Source organism: Pseudoduganella chitinolytica, from assembly GCF_029028125.1.
GTDB classification, from domain to species: domain Bacteria; phylum Pseudomonadota; class Gammaproteobacteria; order Burkholderiales; family Burkholderiaceae_D; genus Rugamonas; species Rugamonas chitinolytica.
On the sequence record NZ_CP119083.1, the window covers coordinates 5130775 to 5154490 of the forward strand.

The following is a 23716-nucleotide window of genomic DNA, read 5'->3' on the forward strand; positions in this document are numbered from 1 at the left end:
CATGAACCCCGTCATTCGACCGCTGCTGTTGCTGGTCATTGCCGCGCTGCTGGCCGGCTGCGGCAAGACCGTCACGCTGCAGGCGGCATTGCAGGATACCGACGCCAACGAGATCGTGATGGCGCTGACGGCGGCCGGCATCGTCGTCGCCAAGCACCAGGACAAGACCGGTGTCAGCCTGCAGGTGGCCGAGGCCGACATCCCGCGTGCCACCGCCGTGATGCAGGCCGCCGGCCTGCCGCGCCGCAACCGCTCCAACCTGGGCGAGGTGTTCAAGAAGCAGGGCATGATCTCGTCGCCGATGGAAGAGCGCATCCGCTACCTGCACGGCCTGTCCGAGGAACTGGAGGCGACGCTGCAGCAGTTCGACAACGTGGTGTCGGCACGCGTGCACGTGGTGCTGCCGGAGCGGATCGCGCCGGGCGAGCCGATCCAGCCGTCGTCGGCCGCCGTGTTCCTCAAGTACCGCATGCCGCTGGACGAGGATGCGATCGCGCCGCGCGTGCGGCGGCTGGTCGCGTCCAGCATCCCTGGCCTGGTGGGCGAGGATGGCCGCAGCAAGGTCACGGTCGTCATGACGTTGGCCGAGGCGCCGCCGCGCCCGGTCGAATGGGCGATGGTGGGACCGTTCAAGATCGAGGCCGGATCGGCCACGCAACTGTGGTCCACGCTGTTCGGCATGGCCGCTCTGATTGCCGCCGGTCTGGGCTACGCGGGCTTCAATGTGGCGCGCCGGCATCCAGCCGTGGCGCGCATGCTGGCGCGGCGCGCCGCCAAGCGAGGCGGCGACGCCGCTGCGGGAGCGGCTGGGTGAGCGCGCCGCAGCTGACGGAGGACTTCCTGGACTGGTGGTTCGCGCCGTGGCAGCTCGGCGGCACCGTGGCCCCGTTGGCGCAGACCGCCAGTCCCCTGGCGCGGCGCCATGGCTACCGCGCCTGGTGCGACATGGCGGGCGTGCCGGCCGACCTGCCGCCGGCGTGGGACGGCGGCTGGCAGGCGGCAGCGGTGTCGGATGCCGCGCTGCTGCGGCGCGCGGCCCGCCTGTACGCCGCGCTGCTGGCCGCACGCATGGCCCGGCCGGCCCTGCTGGCGACCTTGCCGCTGGCCGAGCGGCGCTGGTGCATGGGTATCGCCACCACCCAGCCTTTGCAGGCGCTGACGGCGCCCGCGCCGTCGCTGGAAGCATGGGGGCTGGCGGAGCTGGCGGGCGCGCTGCAGGCGCATTTCGCCGGCCTGTGGCCACGCCTGCGCCTCGTGCTGGGGGCACAGGCGGGCGATGAACCGTGCACCGAGACGTCGTCCGCGGCCGCGGCGCGCCGCCTGCGCTGCTGGCGCCTGTGCCTCGAGCGCGCGACCCATCACGACTTCCAGGAGGCGGCATGAGCACATTCTGCGTGACGCAACTGGCACCCGCGCCAGACCTGCTGGCAGCCGACGGCGTGCTGCGCGCGGCCGACCTGGGCACCACGGCGGATGCCCAGGCGCTGGCGGCGCGCATCGTCGCCGCCGCACAGGAAGAACGCAACGCCCTGCTGGCCGCCGCCGCCGAGGAAGCGCGGCTGGCGCTGACCACGGACCAGGCGCGGGTGCTGGCTGAAGCTGCCGCCCTGCTCGACGGCCTGCGCGCGGCGGCCGACAGCCTGGGCGAACGGGCCGAGGACATCGTGACCGGCCTGGCGCTGCAGCTGTTCGAGCGGCTGGTGCTGGAGACGACACCCCGGCAGCGCGTCGCGGCCAGCTACCGCCGCCTGCTGCAGGAAGCGCCCCCCAAGCTGGTCAACGCGATGCTGCGCCTGCACCCGGACGAGCTGGCGCTGGCCGAAGGCTGGGAGTGGCCCGTCAAGGCCGATGCCACGCTGGCGCCCGGCGCCTGCCGGCTGGAGGCGGACAGCGGGCAATGGCATGCCGACTTCGGCGCCGCGGCCAGCGCATTGTCGGCGTCACTGGGCGAACCGAATGGCGCATCGCGACACTCATGAGGACAAGCCGCGCGCTTCCGTCGCGCCGCCTCGCAACCCTTGAAGAGGAGTGTCCCATGTCGAGCAACCAGAACCCCGTGCTGCAATCCCTGCGGTCGCTGACCAAAAAATTCGACGACAGCACCGACGGCATCGCCGATTTCCAGCGTCGCCAGACCAATGGCGAACACCCCGATCCGGCGGAGTTCACGCGCCTGCTCGAGGTGCAATCCGTCACCCACAGCGCGATGAACGCCCAGTTCAACCTGCTGCAAAAGCCCCTGAAAACGGTGCTCAACGAAACCCGTTGATCCCATGAGCGATCAACTGGAGCTTTGGCTGGAGGGGCTGCCGCTGGACGAAGCGGTCGCCATCGACGGCGAAACGGCCTACCTGCGGCGCCATCCTGGCGGTGCCGAACTGGGTATCTACCTGCTGCGCGAGTTCACGCCCGCCCAGCTGGAAGAGGCGGCCCGCGCGGGCTTCCACAGCGCGCGCCAGTTCGGCGCCGGCCTGGCCGTGGCCGACGACGGCAAGGCGCTGGTGCTGAACCGCTGGCTGCCCGGCGTGGCCGGCTGGCTCGATGCCGCCGGGGCGCTGGAAGATATCCTCAACCAGGGCGCCTTGTGGCGGGCCTGGCTGGCGCCGCACCGGCCACGCCGCGACGACGGCCTCAGCGCGCAGGAACAGCGCATCCGCGCCCGTTTTGCCGGGGCGCTGCCGTGAGCGCCGCGCGCCGGGGACTGGGCCGGCTGTTGCTGGCCGCCGCGCTGCTGGCCGTGCCGGCAGCCGCGCTGGCCACGCCGCCGGGCAGCTGGAAAGCCAGCGGCCTGTCGATCGACGCGGCCAACCTGCGCCTGAGGGACGTGCTGGAGCAGTTCGCCCAGGTCTACGACGTGCGCCTCGCCCTCGACCTCAAGGCCAATCCCGTCATGAAGGGACGTTTCAAGGCCGACAACGGCACCGATTTCCTGAACCGGGTGGCGCAGGCCTACCCGTTCCGCTGGTTCGTCTACAACGACACGCTGCACATCGTGCCGGCGGACGACAATATTTCGCTGCGCCTGGAAGTGGGCGACGACGCGGTGGCCGACGCCCGCGCCGCGATGATCGGCGTGGGCCTGTACGACGAGCGCTTCGGCTGGGGCGAACTGCCCGATACGGGCACGGTGATCGTCAGCGGTCCGCGCGCGTACGTACACCTGGCGCGCGACATCCTGATGCCGGATACGAAAAAGGCCGATTCGAAGGCGCGCCGCGTGATGATGTTCCGCCTGAAGTACGCCAGCGTGACCGACCGCACGATCAACGCGCGCGGCCAGTCCGAGACGATCCCCGGGGTGAAAACGATCCTGACCAACCTGCTGTTCGGGTCCCAGGGCGGCGAGAAGCTGGCCGACGTGCCGGCCGTGGACACGGCCAGCAACAAGCGTTCGCGCGGGCCGAAGATCGAGCCAGGGGCCGCACGCCAGGTTTCGGGCAACGGCGCGCCGCCGTTCCTGCCGATCTTCAATCAGCAGCCCAACGCGGCCAAGGCCAGCGCGGCCGAGGCGCCAGCCGAGCGGCGCGACAACGGCGCCCAGCGCGCGCGGGAGGAAGGCGGCCGGCCCCGTATCGAGGCCGATCCGGCGCTGAACGCGATCCTGATCTACGACACGGCCGACAAGCGCGCCATGTACGCGTCGCTGATCGCCGAGCTGGACGTGCAGCCGCAGCAGATCGAGATCGAGGCGCTGATCGTCGACATGGACCGCAGCAAGCTGGCCGAGATGGGCGTGGAATGGGGCGTGCGCGCCGGCGCCGTCGATACGGTGGTCAATGGCACGGCGGCCGCCTCGCTGGGCACGGCACTGCCGGTGGCCGGCGCCACCCTCCTGATCAGCGATGCGGCCCGCTTCTATGCGCGCCTGAAAGCGATGGAAGCCAAGGGCGACGCACGCGTGCTGGCCACGCCGACCGTGCTGACCATCGACAACGTGGCGGCCGTGCTGGACCTGAGCCAGAGCTCCTATGTGTCGCTGGTGGGCGAGCGGGTGGCGGACCTGGCCGACATCACGGCCGGCACCATGCTGCGGGTGATCCCGCGCATCATCCGCGAGGGCGCCGCCACCCGCGTGCGGCTGGAGGTCGACATCGAGGACGGTTCGCTCGACAACCCGGCTGCCAACGGCGGCAAGGGCGCCAATGGCAACGTCAACGTGACCCGCTCCACCATCAGCACCCAGGCCATCATCGATTCGCAGCAAACCCTGATGATCGGCGGCTACCGCGCCGAACGGCTGGCGCGCGACAGGCAGAAGGTACCCGTGCTGGGCGACCTGCCCCTGTTCGGCGGCTTGTTCCGCACCGAGAGCACGTCGTCCAGCACGCGCGAGCGGCTGTTCCTGATCACGCCGCGCCTTTCAGGCACCTCCGGCGTGGCCGCGCCGGCGCAGTCGGCGGCGTCGAGCCGGGCGCAGGCCGTGGCGAAGGGACGGGCCATCATCGCGGCAGCCGAGGGCAATCCCGTGGCCCCGCCGCCCGCGCCGGCGCCGGTACAGCGCCAGGAAGAGGTACGCGAGGCGCCCATGAAGCCCCTGCTGCCGGCGCCGGTACCACGCGCGCCGTCGCGGCGCGCCGATGCCGACGGCGCGGTACCACCGCCTCCGGGAACGCCACCGCGCACGGCCGACGCGGCCAGCCGGAGCGCCAGCTCGCCATGGGCGCTGATCCCGGCCGCGGCCTCAGCGCGCAACCGCTAGGCGCAAACCCGCGCCAATGGCCGCGATGAGTTTTGTTGAGAATTTTGTATCCCCGTTTCGTTACCATAAATGACATATGGAGTGCGGCGCCCGCGCCGCCTTCCTTGATTGCGAACAGGAGAATCGTTTTGTACCTCACAACCGCAAGCCCAGGCCCGTTCGCAGGCCGCTTCACTGCCCGCCTCGGCGCCTGCCTGCTGCTCGCGCTGGCCGCCGCAGCGCCGCTGCCGGCCAGCGCCGTGAATTCGCTGCTGCCGCGCGAGGAACCGGCGGCCGCGCCGGCCGCCAAGGCCAAATCCGCCCCGAAAGCGCGCCAGAACGCCCGCCGCGGCAAGTCGGCCGTCGAGCAGGCGACCGTCGTCACGACCAACGCCCCGCCGGCCGTACCGCCGCTGGTGCCGCCCGCGCCGATCCCGGCCGCCGGTGGCGAGCGCTGGGACATTGTCGTGGCCGACCGCACCCTGAACGCCGCGATGGCCCGCTGGGCGGCGGCGGCAGGATGGCAGCTCTTGTGGGAGCTGCCGGTCGATTACGCGGTGCAGGCCCATACCACCGTCCCGGGCAAGTTCGAGGAAGCGGTGGCGGTGGTCGTCAACAGCATGGAAGGCGCGGAGATTCCGATGAAGGCAGTGTTCTACAGCGGGAACAAGGTATTGCGCATCATGGCGAAGGGGGCACAATGAGCCGCGCCCGCACGTTCCTGCCGCGCCGCGGCATCGCGGCCGCGGCCGTCGGCATCCTCATGTTGGGCGGCTGCTCGCCGCTGGCCGAACGCATCGACAGCAATGCCGACGAGGCGGAAACCAAGACCTCCGGCCTGATGAAGGACGTCGGCAAGGCCGCGCCGGGCGCGGTCGTGGCGACGTCGCCGCTGGTGTCGCATGAAAGCGGCATCTGGCTGGGCAAGAACGTCATCAAGCTCTCCGAAGCGCCGCTGCCGCCGATCTTCTACCAGCCGGCCACGTTCGACCGCAGCATCGCATCGCTGTCCGAACTGGCCGAACGCCTGACCCTGCGCTCGGGAATTCCGAGCCGCGTCAACGCGGACGCGCAGACCATCGCGGCCGAAGCCTTCCGCCGCGGCGGGCGCAGCGCGCCGGCACTGAAGCCGCCGAGCGGCGTGCCGCCACTGAGCATGCCGCCAGGCGCGCCGGGCATGCCGGGCGACGCCGGCGTGGGCGATGGCGCACGTGCTGCCAGCGCGACGCCGAAAGCCACGTTCCAGGTCGATCCGGCCGGGGGCGGCGTGCGCATCACGTATGCCAACGGCTCGTTCAAGGGGCTGCTCGACACGGTCGCGGCGCGCTTCGGCGTGTCGTGGAAGTACAGCGACGGCGTCATCCAGTTCTTCCACACCCAGGCGCGCACGTTCCAGATCAACGCGGTGCCGGGCGACTCGACGTTTACGGCCAACGTGACGAGCGGGGCCGCGTCCAGCGGCGGCGTTTCCGGCGGCAGCGGTTCCAGCGGCGGTTCCGGCGGCGCCAGTGCCGGCAGCGCCGTCTCGGCCAACAACAGCCAGAACACGGGCGTCGCGTCAAAGCTGTCGGTCTACACGGGCATCGAAAGCGCCATCAAGGTGATGCTGTCCCCGCACGGCAAGGTGCTGGCTTCGCCGGCCACGGGCGCAATCACGGTGGTCGATACGCCGGACTCGCTGGACCGCATCGCGACCTATATCGACAACGAGAACAAGGCCCTGTCGCGCCAGATCGTCATCAACGTGACCGTGCTGTCGGTCAGCCTGAACAAGGGCGACGAGTACGGCATCGACTGGAACCTCGTCTACAACGGCCTGGATCGCCGCTTCGGCATCAAAAACACGTTTGCCGACAGCAGCACCAACGCCGTCGGCTTCTCGGCCGCGATCATGGGCAACTCGAGGTTCTCCGGCACCGACCTGATGGTCAAGGCCTTGTCCGACCAGGGCAAGGTGCGGCGCCAGACCACCGCGTCGGTCGTCACGCTGAACAACCAGCCGGTGCCGGTGCAGGTGGCGCGCCAGACCACTTACCTGCAAAGCTCGCAGACGTCGATCGTGGCACAGGTGGGCACGACGTCGTCGCTGGTGCCCGGCGTCGTCACGTCCGGCTTCAACATGAGCATCTTGCCGCACGTGCTGACCAACGGCACCGTGATGCTGCAGTTCTCGATCGACATCTCGACGCTGCGCGGCATCCGCACCATCACCAGCGGCAGCAACCGCATCGAGTCGCCCGAGCTGGACACGCGCAACTTCCTCCAGCGCGTGTCGATGAAGTCGAGCGAGACGCTCGTCATCAGCGGCTTCGAGCAGACCGACGAGAACGTGGACAACCGCGGCGTGGGCACGCCGAAGAACATGCTGCTGGGCGGCGGCGTGAAAGCCAACAGCAACAAGGAAGTGATCGTCATCCTGGTCACGCCCGTCGCCGTCGCGGGTGCCTGAGGCCATGGCCATCCATATCACCCAGATCGGCAAGCACCGCTTCGTCTGCGGGCTGTTCTGGCAGTCGCTGTCGCGCCCGCGCGAACTGCAGCGCGAGGCGGCGGACCTGGGCAAGAAGATCGCCTCCGACCTCGTCGTGGTGCGGCGCGACCAGAGCACCGCGCAGGCGGGCTTCGCCCAAAGCAGCGAGGGCGCCACGCGCGCGCTGTATTCGCTCGGCGCGGCCGTATCGAAAACGCTGGCGCTGGAAGGCGCCTGGTACGACGGCCTGCAGCAGCCGGTGCACAACTGGCTGGGCGCGCTGAAACTGGCGGATGGCCAGTGGGCCTACTTCGCCGTGCGCGACGCGAACTTCCTGCCCAACGGCGACTTCGTCGGCAGCAAGGAAGAAGTGCTGGACCGGCTGCATGCCGACTACGCGCTGGGAGGCTGGAACGTCGTCATCGGCGACGCCGAGCTGGAAAACCAGGGCTTTCACAACTTCAATGCCCGCGACCTGGACAGCCTGCTGCCGCGCCGCAAGGACGGCAGCGTCAGGCTGCACTCGTGGTGGCGCCTGCGCCAGATCAACGCACGCCGCTCGCCCTGGGCCCTGATCGGCGCCGGCGCGGCGGTGGCGGCCATGGGCGGTGCCGCTCTGTACTGGCAGGCCTGGCAGGCCAAGCAGGAGGCATTGCGGCAGGAAGAAGCGATCGCCGCGCAGCGCCGCGTGCTGCAGCAGCAGGCGGTGCAGGTCAAGCCGTGGGCGACGCTGCCGGCACCAGCCGCCACGCTGCGCGCGTGCGCGGACGGACTGGGCGAACTGACGCCGGGCGGCTGGCTGCTGGACGAATACGTGTGCGAACGCGAACAGCTGCGCCACGCGTGGTCGCGCCAGGCCTCGACGATCGCGATGCTGCGCGCCGTGGTGCCGACCGCCGAGGTGGACCCGGGCGGCGACCGCGCCACCCTGGTGCAGGCACGCACGCCGGCCAAGCCGCACGAGGCCGAGGCCCTGATGGGGCGGCAAGACGTGGTGGACGCCGTGATGTCGCGCCTGCAGGGCGTCGGCATCCCGTTCAAGGTGCTGCGCAAGAAGCCGCCGCCGCCCGTGCCGGGCCAGGTGGCACCGAACGAACCCTGGCAGGAATACCAGTTCGCGCTGGAAGCGGCCGGCATCGAACCGCAGCAGATCGGCGCCTTGCTCAGCCAACCCGGCGTGCGGGTGGAAAAAGCGACGTACCGTGGCATGCGCTGGATAATCGAAGGAGTGATTTATGCGAAATGATCGACCCATCAAGCTGGCCTTCATCATGGCCGGCCTGCTCGCCGCCGGTGGCACGCTGGCGCAGACCACGGCGGCCACGCTGACCCGCATCGAGGCGGAGACGCTACTGCTGAAGGCGCGCGAGAAGCAGCTGGAGGTGCAGTCGTCCATCATCGCCAAGCAGAACGAGATCGCGGCCAAGCAGGCGATGGGCGTGGCGATCAGCGCGCCGCCGGTCGTCGGCCAGCCGGTGGTGCGCGCCATCGAGGGCCTGGGCAAGGCGTTGTACGCCACGCTGGAACTGTCCGACGGCAGCATGCTGGACGTGCAGGCCGGCAGCGTGCTGCCGAACGGGATGCGCATCCTGGCCGTGGAGCCGAACGCCGTGCTGGCGCAGGCGCCGGGCGCCAAGCGCGTGCGCCTGGCCGGCTTCACGCAGAACAGCACGGAATTCAACCCGAACTATCCTAGTCCGGGCCTGGCGCTGCCGATGCCCGCCGCGCGCGGAGTGGTGCGATGACATTGCAGTTGGCGAAGCCGGCCGCCCCGGTGCTGTCGCCTTCGCGCGCCAGCATCGCCGGCCTGCCGGTCGACGCGGGAGGCGACATGACCGATTTCCAGCACGTGCAGGTACGCAGCCACGCCGGGCCCTTCGAGGCCAGTGCGGAAGAACGCAAGCTGCTTTGCCTGCTCGAGGATGGCCGCCTGCTGGTGGCGGACGGCCAGCAGCTGAACGTGCACGTGCTGTCGTACCAGGCGCGCCTGCAACGCATGGGTTGCCCGTTCCAGGTCGTCTATGTGCGCATCGATACGGTGCGCCGCCTGAACCAGAGCACGCCCGGCGTGCAGCTGGACCGGCACCAGGAACACTCGATGATGCAGGTGACGGCCAAGGACCTGCTGAGCCGGGCCTGCAACGCGCGCGCGTCGGACATCCACATCCGCGTGCGCAAGGCCAGCACCGAGATCCACTTCCGCATCCACAACGACCTGGTGCCGATGAGCGGCCAGACCCGCGAGTACGGCGAGCGGCTGCTGGCCACGCTGTATGGCGCGATGACGTCCGTCTCCGACAGCTCCTATAAACCGTCCGAGCGGCAGGATGCCAGCATCGCCGACCGCGACAAGCTGCCGCCCGGCCTGTTCGGCGTGCGCATCGCCACGGTGCCCACCAGCGAAGGCACGCTGATGGTGCTGCGCCTGCTGTACAACGACGCCGGCGACAACGTCGACCTGCATCCGCTCGGCTTCAGCCCCGCCCATGTGGCCGTGCTGCAGCAATTGAAGGAGCAGCCGATCGGCCTGAACATCATCAGCGGCCCGACCGGCTCCGGAAAATCGACGACCCTGCAGCGCGTGCTGGCGGGCGAGCTGCTGGAAGCATGCGGCCGCCTGCACGTGCTGACGGTGGAAGACCCGGTCGAATACCCGATCGACGGCGCCATCCAGACTTCCGTCACCAATGCCGGCTCGGAAGAAGAACGCGCCCGGCTGTTCGCGGCGGCGATTTCGAACGCCATGCGGCTGGACCCGGACACGATCATGATCGGCGAGGTACGCGACCGCGCCTCGGCCCAGAACGCGCTGCGCGCGGCGATGACGGGCCACCAGGTCTGGACCACCGTGCATGCCAACAGCGCGATGGGCATCATCGACCGCCTGCTGGACCTGGGCCTGCCGACCAGCCTCGTGGCCGACCACACCGTCATCACGGGGCTGATCAGCCAGCGCCTGGTCAAGGCGCTGTGCCCGGCGTGCAAGCTGCCCCTAAGCGCCGTGCCGGACGCGCTGCCGGCGGCGCTGCTGGAGCGGGTGCGCAAGGTGATCCCGGACCTGCGCCAGGTCTTCCTGACGGGCCCCGGCTGTCCCCATTGCGGCGGCCATGGCACGACGGGCCGCACCGTCATCGCCGAGATGATCGTGCCGGACGACCAGTTCTTCCGCTACATCCGCCAGGGCGAGAAGAGCGCGGCGCTGGCCTACTGGCTGCAGGAGCTGAACGGCCGCACCATCGTCGATCACGCGATCGACAAGGTGGCGGCGGGCCTGATCGATCCGCGCATGGCGGAGAAGGTCGTCGGCCACCTGACCTTGAGCGCGGGCCAGCCCACGCGCCGGCTGCAGGTAGTGGGCGAAGTGACGGGAGGGCGCGATGCGCGTTGACGTCAACCGCTGGTGGGCGCGCACGCAGTTCACCGACAGCGTGCGCCTGCGCCTGTACCGCAAGATCGCCAAGATGCTGGCCAGCGGCCTGCCGCTGCTGAAGATCCTGGAAGACCTGCGCAAGCGCGCGTCCGACAACGAACGCAAGCCGAACGAGCCGCTGGCGCTGGTGCTGGACGACTGCCGCCGCATGGTGCAGAACGGCCACCTGCTGTCGGACGGGCTGGCCTGGTGGGTGCCGCGCACGGAGCAGATGATCATCATGGCCGGCGAGCAGTCCGGCCGGCTGGAATCGACGTTGCTGGCGGTGGTGGACGTGGTGCAGGCGTCGCGCCGCATCAAGAGCACGATCGTGGGCGGCATCGCCTATCCGCTGGCCGTGCTGGCGCTGACGGCCGGCTATGTCTGGATGTTTGGAACCCGCGTGATCCCGCAGTTCACTCAGATGATGGACCCGAACCTGTGGCATGGCACGGCACGTTCGCTGTACCTGATGTCGGTCTGGGTGCAGAACTGGATGTTGCCGACCGTCGTGGTGGCCGTGCTGCTGATCGCGGGGCTGTTCGTGTCGATGCCGCTGTGGCGCGGCGACGCCCGCGTGTTCGCCGACCGCTTCGCGCCGTACTCGATCTACCGCCTGGTGGTCGGCAGCGGCTTCCTGATGGCTTTCTCGGCCCTGCAGTCGGCCGGCGTGACGGTGGAGAAGTCGCTGCTGCGGCTGTCCGGCATGGCGCAGCCGTGGCTGCGCGAACGGCTCGACGGTGCGCTGCTGGGCGTGCGCTCCGGCTTGAATTGCGGCGAGGCGCTGCGGAATGCCGGCTATGTGTTCCCGTCGCGCGAAGTCATCGACGATTTGTGCGTGTATGCCGAATACAAGGGCTTTTCCGAGGCGCTGAAGCTGTTGGCGACGGAATGGATGGAGGAGGGCGTCGAGACCATCGCGCTGCGCATGAAGGTGCTGAACGGCTTTGCCATCGTCACCCTGGCGCTGGTGATCGCGTGGCTGGTTTCCGGCTTCTTCGGCATCCAGCAGGAGATCGCCACGATGGCCCGCGGCGTGCAGTAAGAAACGATTTTTGAAGTACCAGTCCAGTCATCAACCAACCCATGGAATCCGAGGTCACATCATGAACAGCATGCACCAACAACGTAATCCTGTCGGCGCCATCGAGACGGTCACGCGGCCGTTCGATCCGCGGCGACAGCGCGGCGCTTCGCTGCTGGAGGCCATTGCCTACCTGGGCGTGGCAGCCGTTGTCGTACTGGGCGCGGTCTCTTTGTTGAATGGGGCGTTTGGTAGTGCCAAGGCCAATCAGACCAGCGAGGAGGTGGTTTCCTTGCGCACGGCGGTGCGCAAGCTGTACCTGGGGCAGACGTATGGCACTGACAACAACATGAACACCGCGCTCGTAGCAGCGAACGTAGTGCCTTCTACGTTGACGCGGGGTGACGCGGGTTCGATAACCAACAGCTGGGGCGGCGCCGTGACGGTGACCGGCAACACGGCGACGTTCACAATCTCGTATGCGGGACTTCCGAAAGATGTCTGCATGAATGTGGTGAGTGGTGCTAGCGGTTGGTCCTCGATTAATCAAGGGAATAAGAAGGTCGAGTCGTTCCCGGTGAAAGCGGCCGATGCCGAAGGGGTGTGTAACGGGACCACCAACGCTGTGACGTTCACCGCGTCCTGACGCCCTCTAAAGCTCGGAAAGGACAGAAGCATGTGGAGTATCGCGTTATCGACGGTGATCGTCTCGCTGATCGGCGCCATGGCCCATTTCACGCAGCCGGCCGAACGGCTGGCGCAGCGGGCGACTGTGGCGGCGCAGGTCGAGAGCATGGCGATCTATCGCGCCGCCGTGGTGCGGTACTTCAGTGCGCATGACGACCGGCGCGATACCGGCGTCGACCTGGCCACGCTGCGTGCGGAAGGCATGCTGCGCGGCTGGTCGACGCTGGCGGAGGGGCAATGGAACAACTATCGGGCGGCTGACGGCACCATCTATATCTATGGCGCCAAGGCGCCCGATGCGGATGTGGGCGCGGCGCTGGCCCGGTATTCGCACAACTCGCTGATGGCGGGCACGTACCGGGAAGCGACCCGCGCCCTGCACACGCCTTCGAACAGCGGCGTTCCTGTGCCGTTGGCACCCTTGCTGGCGCGGCGCGCGCTGGCCGATGGCGTGCCGGTCTGGCTGGCGGGGGCACAATGAAGCGCACACTCGCACGCCAGCGCGGCATGACGCTGATCGAGGTGCTGGCGGCACTGGCCATCGGCGCCGTGCTGCTGGTGGGCCTGGCCACCCTGGTCGACCGCTCGCTCGACGACATGAAGGGGCAGCAGACCGCCAGCTATCAGGCTCAAGTGGTGGACGCGGCAAGCCGCTATCTCGACGCGAAGTTCGACGTCGTGGTCGCGGGAACCCCAACGGCAGCGACCGTGCTGCCTATCACGCTCGAGCAACTTCGCACGGCCAAATTCCTTCCGGCGAGCTTTTCGGACACAAACGCCTATGGCCAGGGCACGTGTGTGCTGGTACGGCGGCCTGACCCGACGTTTTACCCTAAACAGTTCGACGCGCTGATCGTGACCACCGCCGGCACTCCTATTGAGGACAAAGACTTGCCGGCCATTGCAATACAGGCCGGCAGCGGCGGCGGTTACATTCTCAGCACTGCATTCGAACAGGCGCGCGGCGCGTCGTGGCAGATGCCAACCACTGCCTTCCGAGGGACGCCCTGCGTGGGCGCGACGCCGGCGTTGCAGGGCAATAAGGCCGATGGTGGTCACCTGGTTTCCAGCCTGTTTTATGACGGGGCGGCACAGCAGAAGGCAGACTTCTTATACCGCGATAAGGTCCCCGGGCATCCAGAAGCCAATACGATGGGCGCACCAGTACGGTTTGCCGGGGTCGCAGTAGTCCAGAGTGGCAACCCATGCAAGACTGCGGAGGACGAGAGCGATTTCGCCCTGGCTATGGATAAGAAAACGCATGGCATCTTGACCTGCCGCGACGGCAAGTGGTCCTCGCCGTCGTCATGGAAGGAGCCGGTGAGTAGCTATGGGTCATTGCCGCCAGCCTCCGAAAGCGAGGAGGGCGACGTACGCATTGTCAAGGGCATGGGGCGCGCCTTCGCCATGACTGCCGGGGAATGGAAGCCGCTCGCGGTGGATGAAGACGGCAATTTTGAAGTGCCAGGAAAATTAAGGGCTAATGAGGTAGAGGCGCTTGCTAAAGTCGTCTCGAAAGGAACAATCCACGCGGATGACCATATCTGGACGAATCTGGACGTGCATGTCGGCCAGGATCTCTACGTGGAACGCAAAGCCAAGATCAATGGCGATCTTGCAGTCGAGCGCGACGCCGCGATTAAAGGAGAACTCGCTGTTAAAGGTGATATCAGAAGCGATCTCGCGATCTACGCCAAAGGCATGGAAGCAAAAGAGTGGATGTCGGCCCCAGCCATCGCACTGTCGACCAAAGAAGTAGCCCTCGGCGGCAAATGCAATTATGAGGCGTACTCGACGTACGCCAAGAGAATGGTCACTGTCTACCCACGAGGTATCATCGTTCCAGACAGGAACGCACGCCTGATGATCTGTGGCACCGACGATGTATTTATCTATGTCAAATGAACGCTAACTTCATCACCGTCGCCAAACGAGCAGCCAGCCAAGCCGCCATCGCGGCAACGCTAACCCTGCTCACCCCCCCAGCCTCCGCCTGCTGGGAAGAAGCCGCCTCGTACTACGGCGTCAGCGCCCACCTCCTGTACGCGATCGCGAAAACGGAGTCGGGCCTGAACCCGAAGGCCATCAACCGGTCCAACAAGAACGGCACCTACGATATCGGCCTGATGCAGATCAACAGCCGCTGGCTGCCCATGCTGCGCAAGCACGGCATCGAGGAGAAGCAGTTGTACGACCCGTGCACCAGCATCCAGGTGGCGGCGTGGATCCTGGCGGACAATATGCGCCGCATGGGAAGTACGTGGGAAGCAGTGGGCGCCTACAACGCGCGCGATGCGGCGCTGCGGGTCAAGTATGCGTGGAAGGTGTATCGCAACCTGGATGCGGCCGCGCTGGAAGGCGGCGACGTGGCGGGGGGATCGTAGATGGCGGCGTTATTCGGGAGCGCACAGCTCCAGCCGGTAGCCCTGCGAGTAGGCGGTGCGGATCATGACGACTTTTTCGTCGCCCACCTGCAGTTTCTTGCGCAGCTTGTAGACGTGCTGCTCGATCGTGCGGCCCGCCACTTCGCTGTCCGCGCTCCAGATCACGGCGCCGATGGTCTCGCGCGAAATATAGATGCCGGGCGAGGAGAAGAACAGCCATGCCATCGAGAATTCGCGCGGCGTCAGTTCGATGGGCTGGTCCTGGAAGGTGCAACTGGCGCTGTCGCGGTCGAGGGTGTAGCCGGCGAATGCGATGGAGCGGCGCGCCTGCAGCGGAGTGCAGCGGCGCAGCAGGGCGTTGATGCGCGCCACCAGCTCGATCGCTTCGAACGGCCGGTTGACGAAATCGTCCGCACCGCTGTTCAGGGTCAGTGCCGCCAGTTCGGGGCTGCGTAATGGAGACAGGATGATGACGGGCGTATTGTCCCCCGTGCGCAGATTCAGCCACGATAAGATACTGTTGTCGTCCCGCGGCTCGGCCCCCATGTCGATCAGGATCAGGTCGAACCGGCTGCGCCTTACGGTGCGCAGCAGGGCCGCTTCGTTGTCAAACAAGACCGATTCGTGGTTGGCCCTGGCGAGTATCGTTTTGACGGAGTCGGACACGGTGGAGTTGCGGATGTAGCATGCGATCTTCATGTTCGAGTAATCAACTTCCTCTGAGTTCCATTTTGCTGCCGTGGTGCATCAGGACCGCCTTATGTGACGGCCGGATTACAATTAACCGAGGTAAAATTATGTTGTAATTATCGAATCAGTCATCGTTACCGGGCAGCGCGGGCCAACTCGGCGCCCGATGTTCTCCACCGACACCGGCCACTGTTGAATTGGCACTTCAGCGAATCTTAACTGTTTTTTATTTTCCAGGTGAAACCAATGCTGTACCAGTCTTCCAGCCCTATCGACCTCCTGCGGGAGATGACGGCGCTTGCCCAGGATGGTCAGGCCTTTTCGGACGTTCACCTGGAACAGGACGCGCAGGCCATGGTCAAGACGCCGCGCGGATGGCAGCCCTTGCGCGAGGCTCCAGTAACGTTGAGCGAGATGAAACCGTTCCTCAACGCGGTGGATGAGGACTGGGAGGACAAGATCGTCGAGCGTGCCCTCGACCGGCCGCTGACCTTGCAGGACAGCCGCTTCCGCTGCAATATCTATCGCATGGCCTCGGGCACCAAGGTGGGCGTGTCGATCCGACGACTGCCGCTGCACCCCCTGAGCCTGGAAAGTACGGGGCTGCCGCTGTACGTGCGCACGCTGCTGGACGCGTCCAACGGCCTGGTGCTGGTGTCCGGCCCCACCGGGTCGGGCAAGACGACCAGCATCGCGGCCATGCTGGACTATATAAATAGTACGCGTAACGCCCACATCGTGACGATCGAGGAGCCCATCGAGTATGCACTGGAGCGCAAGCGTTCCATTATCTCGCAAAAGGAGGTACCTACCGACACTGTCAACTTTGCCAGTGGCCTGCGGGAAGCGCTGCGGCAAAAGCCGGATGTGTTGATGGTGGGCGAGATCCGCGACTTCGCCACGGCGGAGACAGTGCTGCACGCGGCCGAGTCCGGTCACCTGGTGCTGGCCACGATGCATACCAATAACGCCATTGGTGCCATCACTAAATTGCTGAGCTTTTTCCCGGCGGAACAGCGCGAACAGCGTGCGGCCGCGCTGGCAGCGGTCCTGGTGGGTGTGATCTTCCAGGCATTATTGCCCAGCGAGAACGGCCGCAACTTCGTGCTGGCCAGCGAAATGGTCTTCAATAATAACCAGCAGGTCGCGCAGTTCATCGCCGAGCCCGGCAAGCTGCACATGATCGGGGAATTCATGAAGCGCAAGGATGACAATATGTCACGTACCCTGAATGAAGCACTCCTTCAGCTTGTCAGCAAGAAACTGATCACGTCGCGCGACGCCATGCGCGCCGCCTACAACCGTCTCGAACTGCACGAAGTGCTGGGCAACCTGCGCTGACACCGTTGGCAATCTCCTGCGACAGGCGTCCCGCCAGGGGCCTGTCGCCAGCCTTCCGGCCCCTTTGGCCAGCAACGATAACTTGCAATTTAGAAATTATTCTCCATTCCTCCGGCGTCTCTCGACGCCTCTCGTCAGGCGCATTTCCTCCCCTGAGCACACGGCTGTCTGTCTTGTCCAACCGCAAAGTCATGACGTAACACCATGATTTCATTGGATACATGCAGCCCTGCTATCGGTGTCGCGGTAAACCAACTCGATACCCACAAGACACAAAAAGTGCCGGACTAAGACATGCTTTTGGGCAAGTAACTGGGCTATACTAGCTCGACGTGACGGAATTTCAGTGCAGAAATTCTGCTTGCGTTGAGGTATTTAAGAAAGCTGCCCGCCGGTCGCCTTGTAGAGAAGGGGCGCAAGGGGGGGCGAACACCTTGTCGGATCAGCATCGATGCACCAGGGCTTCCTTCGATGCGACCCGAAGGCCTTAAAGTTTTCGTTTTTTTTGTCGCTAAGCAACATGCAGCCTTCGCTGCTCGGCCGTACGCTCTACTGCGGAAAACGTGGTGAGACACAGATGTCCAGAGCATCGCCGCAATCTACTCGAGTCGCGTAACCAAAGTATTCCGCAGTATCAGTTCAGGAGAAAACAATGAGCAGTATCATTCCAGGGTACACAACTTCGGCCGACATCCGTGCTATAAGCACGTCGGCTATCTCGTCGCTGACGACCGAGGACATGGCTGCATTCAGCTCCTCGCAAATCTCGTGGCTGACGACTGCGCAAGTCGTGGCGCTGACCACGGCGAACATCAACAGCCTGACGACCACCACGCAATTCGCCGGCCTGACCACGCAGCAAGCCGCTGCGCTGAGCAGCGCACAGGTAGTCGCACTGAGCAGCAACAACCTGCAAGCGCTGGAAACGGCCGACATCCGCGCACTGAAAACCAGTGCGATCGGCGGCCTGGCGACCAACCAGATCGCTGTACTGAATTCCGATCAGCTGGGCGCATTGACGTCTGGCCAGATTGGCGCCCTGAGCACCGTCGCCATTTCCCAAGGCCTGACCTCGGCACAAATCGGTGGCCTGACCTCGGCCCAGATCAGCGGCCTGAGTTCCGTACAAGTCGGCGCCCTGAGCACGGCCGTGGTTGCCGCCATGACCACTGGCAGCGTCGCCGCCCTGAAATCGAGCGCCATCGGCGCCCTGAGCTCGGCACAAGTGGCCGCGCTGAACTCAAACCAGGTGATCGCCCTGACCACCGGCCAGGCATCGGCACTGTCGTCGGCGCAAATCGCTGCGATCTCGTCGGCCACGCTGGCGCAGATGGAAACGGCGGACGTGCGTGCACTGAAGACCGCGACCATCGCCGGCCTGTCGTCCACGCAGCTGGGCGCGCTGAACTCCACCCAGATCGCCGCCCTGACCTCGGGCCAGATCGGTGCCCTGGCAACGTCCATGTTTGCCCAAGGCCTGACGACCGCACAGATCCAGGCCCTGTCCACCGCACAATCAGCTGGCCTGACGAGCGCACAAGTTGCCGCACTGTCCACGAACAACGTGGCCGCCCTGGAAACGGGCGACCTGCGCCAGATCAAGACCAACGCCATCGGCGCCCTGAGCTCGGCTCAAGTCGGCGCCCTGAACTCCGACCAGCTGGGTGCGCTGACGTCTGGCCAGATCGGTGCCCTGTCTACGGCCGTGATCTCGCAAGGCCTGACCTCGGCACAGATCGGCGGCCTGAGCTCCAACCAGATCAGCGGCCTGAGCTCGGCACAAGTCGGTGCCCTGGGTACCGCCGTCGTCGCCGCCCTGACCACCACCAATGTCGCCGCGCTGAAGTCCAGCGCCATCGGCGCACTGAGCTCGGCACAAGTGGCCGCGCTGAACTCGAACCAGGTGATCGCCCTGACCACCGGCCAGGTTTCCGCCCTGTCGTCGGCACAAGTTGCCGCCATTTCGTCGGCCACGCTGGCCCAGATGGAAACGGCTGACGTCCGTGCCCTGAAGACGGCGGTCATCGCCGGCCTATCGTCGACCCAGCTGGGTGCCCTGACGTCGGATCAGATCAGCGCCCTGACCTCGGGCCAGATCGGTGCCCTGGCAACGTCGATGTTCGCCCAAGGCCTGACCACCGCGCAGATCCAGGCACTGTCCACCTCGCAAGCCTCTGGCCTGACGAGCGCGCAAGTTGCCGCCCTGTCCACGAACAACGTGGCAGCGCTGCAGACGAGCGACCTGCGCCAGATCAAGACCAACGCCATCGGCGCCCTGAGCTCGGCTCAAGTGGGTGCCCTGAACTCGGATCAACTGGGCGCCCTGACGTCCGGCCAGATCGGTGCCCTGTCGACGGCAGTCATCTCGCAAGGCCTGACCTCCGCGCAGATCGGCGGCCTGAGCTCCGCCCAGATCAGCGGCCTGAGCTCGGCACAAGTCGGTGCCCTGGGTACCGCCGTCATCGCCGCCATGACCACCAGCAGCGTCGCTGCCCTGAAATCGAGCGCCATCGGCGCCCTGAACTCGGCACAAGTGGCCGCGCTGAACTCGAACCAGGTCATCGCCCTGACCACCGGTCAAGTGGCAGCACTGTCCTCGGCACAAGTCTCGGCCATCTCGTCGGCTACGCTGGCGCAAATGGAAACGGCTGACGTCCGTGCCCTGAAGACGGCGGTCATCGCCGGCCTGTCGTCCACGCAACTGGGCGCGCTGAACTCGACCCAGATCGCTGCCCTGACCTCCGGCCAGATCGGTGCCCTGGCAACGTCGATGTTTGCCCAAGGCCTGACCACCGCACAGATCCAGGCACTGTCCACCTCGCAAGCCGCCGGCCTGACGAGCGCACAAGTTGCCGCCCTGTCCACGAACAACGTGGCAGCGCTGGAAACCGGCGACCTGCGCCAGATCAAGACCAACGCCATCGGCGCCCTGAGCTCGGCCCAGATCGGTGCCCTGAACTCGGATCAGCTGGGCGCACTGACGTCCGGCCAGATCGGTGCCCTGTCCACCGCTGTGATTTCGCAAGGCCTGACCTCGGCGCAGATCGGCGGCCTGAGCTCGAACCAGATCAGCGGCCTGACCTCGGCGCAAGTGGGTGCCCTGAGCACCGCTGTCGTGGCGGCACTGACCACCACCAACGTCGCTGCCCTGAAATCGAGCGCCATCGGCGCCCTGAGCTCGGCGCAAGTGGCCGCGCTGAACTCGAACCAGGTGATCGCCCTGACCACCGGCCAGGCATCGGCACTGTCCTCGGCGCAAGTCGCGGCCATCTCGTCGGCGACCCTGGCGCAGATGGAAACGGCGGACGTGCGTGCCCTGAAGACGGCGGTCATCGCCGGCCTGTCGTCCACGCAACTGGGCGCGCTGAACTCGACCCAGATCGCTGCCCTGACCTCGGGCCAGATCGGTGCCCTGGCAACGTCGATGTTCACCCAAGGCCTGACGACGGCACAAGTGCAGGCCCTGTCCTCGGCACAAGCCGCTGGCCTGACGAGCGCACAAGTTGCCGCACTGTCCACGAACAACGTGGCAGCGCTGGAAACGGTCGACCTGCGCCAGATCAAGACGAACGCGATCGGTGCCCTGAATTCGGCCCAGATCGGTGCCCTGAACTCGGATCAACTGGGCGCCCTGACGTCCGGCCAGATCGGTGCCTTGTCCACGGCTGTGATCTCGCAAGGCCTGACCTCGGCGCAGATCGGTGGCCTGAGCTCGGCGCAGATCAGCGGCCTGACCTCGGCACAAGTCGGTGCCCTGAGCAGCGCGGTGATCGGTGCGATGACGACCAGCAGCGTTGCTGCCCTGAAGTCGAGCGCCATCGGCGCCCTGAACTCGGCGCAAGTGGCTGCGTTGAACTCGAACCAGGTCATCGCCCTGACGACCGGCCAGGCGGCAGCACTGTCCTCGGCGCAAGTCTCGGCAATCTCCTCGGCTACCCTGGCGCAGATGGAAACGGCGGACGTGCGTGCCCTGAAGACGGCGGTCATCGCCGGCCTGACGTCCACGCAACTGGGTGCGCTGAACTCGAACCAGATCGGTGCCCTGACCACGGGTCAGATCGGTGCCCTGGCAACGTCGATGTTCACCCAAGGCCTGACGACGGCGCAAGTGCAAGCCTTGTCCACGGCGCAAGCTGCTGGCCTGACGAGCGCGCAAGTTGCCGCCCTGTCCACGAACAACGTGGCAGCGCTGGAAACGGGCGACCTGCGCCAGATCAAGACGAACGCGATCGGTGCCCTGAACTCGGCGCAGATAGGTGCCCTGAACTCGGATCAGCTGGGCGCCCTGACGTCCGGCCAGATCGGTGCCCTGTCCACCGCCGTGATCTCGCAAGGCCTGACCTCGGCGCAGATCGGTGGCCTGAGCTCGAGCCAGATCAGCGGCCTGACCTCGGCGCAAGTCGGTGCCCTGAGCAGCGCGGTGATCGGTGCGATGACGACGACCAGCGTCGCTGCCCTGAAGTCCAGCGCGATCGGTGCCCTGAACTCGGCACAAGTGGCCGCGCTGAACTCGAACCAGGTGATCGCCATGACGACCGGCCAGGTGGCGGCACTGTCCTCGGCGCAAGTCGCGGCAATCTCCTCGGCCACGCTGGCGCAGATGGAATCGGCTGATGTACGTGCCCTGAAGACGGCGGTCATCGCCGGCCTGACGTCCACGCAACTGGGTGCGCTGAACTCGACGCAGATCGGTGCCCTGACCTCCGGCCAGATCGGTGCCCTGGCAACGTCGATGTTTGCCCAAGGCCTGACCACCGCGCAGATCCAGGCACTGTCCACCTCGCAAGCCTCTGGCCTGACGAGCGCGCAAGTTGCCGCCCTGTCCACGAACAACGTGGCAGCGCTGGAAACGGGCGACCTGCGCCAGATCAAGACGAACGCGATCGGTGCCCTGAACTCGGCCCAGATCGGTGCCCTGAACTCGGATCAGCTGGGCGCCCTGACGTCCGGCCAGATCGGTGCCCTGTCCACGGCCGTGATCTCGCAAGGCCTGACCTCGGCGCAGATCGGTGGCCTGAGCTCGGCGCAGATCAGCGGCCTGACCTCGGCACAAGTCGGTGCCCTGGGCAGCGCGGTGGTTGGCGCGATGACGACGAGCAGCGTTGCTGCCCTGAAGTCCAGCGCGATCGGCGCCCTGAGCTCGGCACAAGTGGCCGCGCTGAACTCGAACCAGGTCATCGCCCTGACGACCGGCCAGGTGGCGGCACTGTCCTCGGCGCAAGTCTCGGCAATCTCCTCGGCCACGCTGGCGCAGATGGAATCGGCTGACGTGCGTGCCCTGAAGACCGCGGTCATCGCCGGCTTGACGTCCACCCAGCTGGGTGCGCTGAGCTCGACGCAGATCGGTGCCCTGACGACGGGTCAGGTCGGTGCCCTGGCAACGAGCATGTTTGCCCAAGGCCTGACGACGGCGCAAGTGCAAGCCCTGTCCACGGCGCAAGCTGCTGGCCTGACGAGCGCGCAAGTGGCAGCGCTGTCCACGAACAACGTGGCGGCCCTGGAAACGAGCGACCTGCGCCAGATCAAGACCAACGCGATCGGTGCCCTGAACTCGGCCCAGATCGGTGCCCTGAGTTCGGATCAGCTGGGCGCCCTGACGTCCGGCCAGATCGGTGCCCTCTCGACGGCGGTCCTGTCGCAAGGCATAACCTCGGCGCAGATCGGCGGCCTCAGCTCGGCACAGATCAGCGGCCTGAGCTCGGCGCAAGTCAGTGCCCTGGGCACGGCAGTGGTCGGTGCGATGACCACGACCGGCATCGCGGCCCTGAAGACCAGCGCGATCGGTGCGCTCAGCTCGGCGCAGGTTGCCGCGCTGAACTCGAACCAGGTCGTTGCGCTGACGACCGGCCAGGTGGCGGCACTGTCCTCCGCCCAGCTGGTCGGCCTGACCTCGGCAGTGATTGGCCGGATGGAAACGGCGGATGTACGGGTCCTGAAGACCAACGTCATCGCCAGCCTGACGACCACGCAGTTCGCCGCGCTGACGACGGACCAGCTGCCGAGCCTGACGACGGCCCAGATGGGTGCGATCACGTCGCAGCAGCTGCATGCCCTGACGACGAACCAGATCGACGCCTTCACGGCGACGCAGAAAGGTGCACTGAAGTACGTGACGCCGATCGTGCTGGACCTGGATGACAACGGCATCACCACCATCAGCAAGGATGCGGGTGTGGCCTTCGACATCAACGGCGACGGCACCAAGGTCGCCACGGGTTGGGTCGGCGGCAACGACGGTCTGCTGGCCATGGATCGGAACGGCAACGGTTCGATCGACAGCGGTAGCGAACTGTTCGGTAGCGCGGTCACCCTGGCCGACGGCAGCAAGGCGCAGGATGGTTACCAGGCCATGCGTGATCTCGACAGCAACGGCGACGGCGTCCTCAACGCCGACGACAAGGCCTTCGGCGAGCTGCGTGTGTGGGTCGATGGCGACCGGGATGGCGTGAGCGACGCCGGCGAGCTGACCTCGCTGACGGACCGCGGCATCGTGCAGCTGGACCTGAATGCGAAGAGCACCGGTGTGGTGGACAACGGCAACATCGTTGGCCTCAACTCCAGCTACCAGACGGCGGACGGCAGCAAGCACGAGATGGCCGACGTGTGGTTCGCAACCTCCAGCCTGCAGGCTGGCGTGACGAGCCTGACGCAGTCGATCGCGGCGTTCAACGCCGGCGCGGCGGCCCAGACCTCGGCGGCACCGAAGCTCGACGTGCTGGGCTCCGGCCAGACGCTGGCGGCAAGCGCGGGTCAACTGGCCGATGCAATGCGCCAGTTCAGCCTGGCACCGCAGGCCACTGCGGGAGCGATGACCGACAGCGACTCGCTGAAGTTGAAAGCTCTGCAACACTCGGGAGCGCCGGGCTTCCTGGCTGCACCGAAGTAATCGTCGTCTGACAGACCACGCCCCGCAACGGGCGTGCGCTGCGATGGCAGGTCCGCGAGGACCTGCCATTTTTTCGTCTCCGATCGACCCGTTGCACCGTACTCATAAATAACGCTGCCCCCCTTGCGGGTGGGGTAGAATTCCTCG

General features: G+C 66.5%; 19 protein-coding genes. 18 read left to right on the forward strand and 1 reads right to left on the reverse strand.

Annotation, left to right across the window (positions count from 1 at the left end):
* The first annotated feature begins 1 nt into the window (after position 1).
* The 16 genes from sctJ to PX653_RS22970 all read left to right on the forward strand — a co-directional run bounded on the left by sctJ (position 2) and on the right by PX653_RS22970 (position 14652).
* On the forward strand, positions 2–814 hold the full coding sequence (sctJ, locus tag PX653_RS22895) for a type III secretion system inner membrane ring lipoprotein SctJ (protein WP_277414993.1): 813 nt from the start codon (positions 2–4) through the stop codon (positions 812–814).
* Complete coding sequence (locus PX653_RS22900) at positions 811–1383, forward strand: hypothetical protein (protein WP_277414994.1); 573 nt, start codon at positions 811–813, stop codon at positions 1381–1383. The genes sctJ and PX653_RS22900 overlap by 4 nt, the downstream gene beginning before the upstream one ends.
* Positions 1380–1979 (forward strand): FliH/SctL family protein, encoded by a 600-nt coding sequence (locus tag PX653_RS22905; protein WP_277414995.1) that lies wholly within the window; start codon positions 1380–1382, stop codon positions 1977–1979. The genes PX653_RS22900 and PX653_RS22905 overlap by 4 nt, the downstream gene beginning before the upstream one ends.
* Before the next feature lie 56 nt (positions 1980–2035).
* Positions 2036–2269, forward strand: coding sequence for a hypothetical protein (locus tag PX653_RS22910; protein ID WP_277414996.1), 234 nt, complete (start codon positions 2036–2038; stop codon positions 2267–2269).
* Positions 2270–2273: 4 nt separating this feature from the next.
* On the forward strand, positions 2274–2684 hold the full coding sequence (locus PX653_RS22915; RefSeq protein ID WP_277414997.1) for a hypothetical protein: 411 nt from the start codon (positions 2274–2276) through the stop codon (positions 2682–2684).
* On the forward strand, positions 2681–4699 hold the full coding sequence (gene sctC, locus PX653_RS22920) for a type III secretion system outer membrane ring subunit SctC (protein WP_277414998.1): 2019 nt from the start codon (positions 2681–2683) through the stop codon (positions 4697–4699). The genes PX653_RS22915 and sctC overlap by 4 nt, the downstream gene beginning before the upstream one ends.
* A 128-nt stretch (positions 4700–4827) precedes the next feature.
* Positions 4828–5382, forward strand: coding sequence for a TcpQ domain-containing protein (locus PX653_RS22925; RefSeq protein ID WP_277414999.1), 555 nt, complete (start codon positions 4828–4830; stop codon positions 5380–5382).
* Positions 5379–7127, forward strand: coding sequence for a PilN family type IVB pilus formation outer membrane protein (pilN, locus tag PX653_RS22930; RefSeq protein ID WP_371876372.1), 1749 nt, complete (start codon positions 5379–5381; stop codon positions 7125–7127). The genes PX653_RS22925 and pilN overlap by 4 nt, the downstream gene beginning before the upstream one ends.
* A gap of 4 nt (positions 7128–7131) precedes the next feature.
* Positions 7132–8394: a type 4b pilus protein PilO2 gene (gene pilO2 / locus PX653_RS22935; protein WP_277415000.1), complete on the forward strand. Its 1263-nt coding sequence runs from the start codon at positions 7132–7134 to the stop codon at positions 8392–8394.
* Entirely contained in the window at positions 8384–8893 is a 510-nt protein-coding gene (gene pilP / locus PX653_RS22940; protein ID WP_277415001.1) for a type IV pilus biogenesis protein PilP, read from the forward strand. The genes pilO2 and pilP overlap by 11 nt, the downstream gene beginning before the upstream one ends.
* A gap of 86 nt (positions 8894–8979) precedes the next feature.
* A complete protein-coding gene (locus PX653_RS22945) occupies positions 8980–10536 on the forward strand; it encodes a GspE/PulE family protein (RefSeq protein ID WP_277418645.1) in 1557 nt (518 codons plus the stop codon).
* A complete protein-coding gene (locus tag PX653_RS22950; protein ID WP_277415002.1) occupies positions 10526–11602 on the forward strand; it encodes a type II secretion system F family protein in 1077 nt (358 codons plus the stop codon). The genes PX653_RS22945 and PX653_RS22950 overlap by 11 nt, the downstream gene beginning before the upstream one ends.
* A 61-nt stretch (positions 11603–11663) precedes the next feature.
* Complete coding sequence (locus PX653_RS22955; RefSeq protein ID WP_277415003.1) at positions 11664–12227, forward strand: type 4 pilus major pilin; 564 nt, start codon at positions 11664–11666, stop codon at positions 12225–12227.
* A 30-nt stretch (positions 12228–12257) separates the two neighbouring features.
* Positions 12258–12749: a type IV pilus biogenesis protein PilM gene (pilM, locus tag PX653_RS22960; protein ID WP_277415004.1), complete on the forward strand. Its 492-nt coding sequence runs from the start codon at positions 12258–12260 to the stop codon at positions 12747–12749.
* Positions 12746–14173: a shufflon system plasmid conjugative transfer pilus tip adhesin PilV gene (pilV, locus tag PX653_RS22965; RefSeq protein WP_277415005.1), complete on the forward strand. Its 1428-nt coding sequence runs from the start codon at positions 12746–12748 to the stop codon at positions 14171–14173. Before pilM ends, pilV begins: the two co-directional genes overlap by 4 nt.
* The gene (locus PX653_RS22970; RefSeq protein ID WP_277415006.1) at positions 14170–14652 is read left to right on the forward strand and encodes a lytic transglycosylase domain-containing protein; all 483 of its coding nucleotides are present in this window, start codon (positions 14170–14172) and stop codon (positions 14650–14652) included. The genes pilV and PX653_RS22970 overlap by 4 nt, the downstream gene beginning before the upstream one ends.
* Before the next feature lie 9 nt (positions 14653–14661).
* Here the strand turns inward: PX653_RS22970 and PX653_RS22975 are convergent, their stop codons facing one another.
* Positions 14662–15351: a response regulator transcription factor gene (locus tag PX653_RS22975; protein WP_277415007.1), complete on the reverse strand. Its 690-nt coding sequence runs from the start codon at positions 15349–15351 to the stop codon at positions 14662–14664.
* Between the two features lie 237 nt (positions 15352–15588).
* On the opposite strand from PX653_RS22975, the gene PX653_RS22980 reads away from it, so the two are divergent.
* Entirely contained in the window at positions 15589–16683 is a 1095-nt protein-coding gene (locus tag PX653_RS22980) for a type IV pilus twitching motility protein PilT (RefSeq protein WP_277415008.1), read from the forward strand.
* A 652-nt stretch (positions 16684–17335) separates the two neighbouring features.
* Complete coding sequence (locus PX653_RS22985; protein ID WP_277415009.1) at positions 17336–23569, forward strand: SPM autocatalytic domain-containing protein; 6234 nt, start codon at positions 17336–17338, stop codon at positions 23567–23569.
* The last annotated feature ends 147 nt before the right edge of the window (positions 23570–23716 follow it).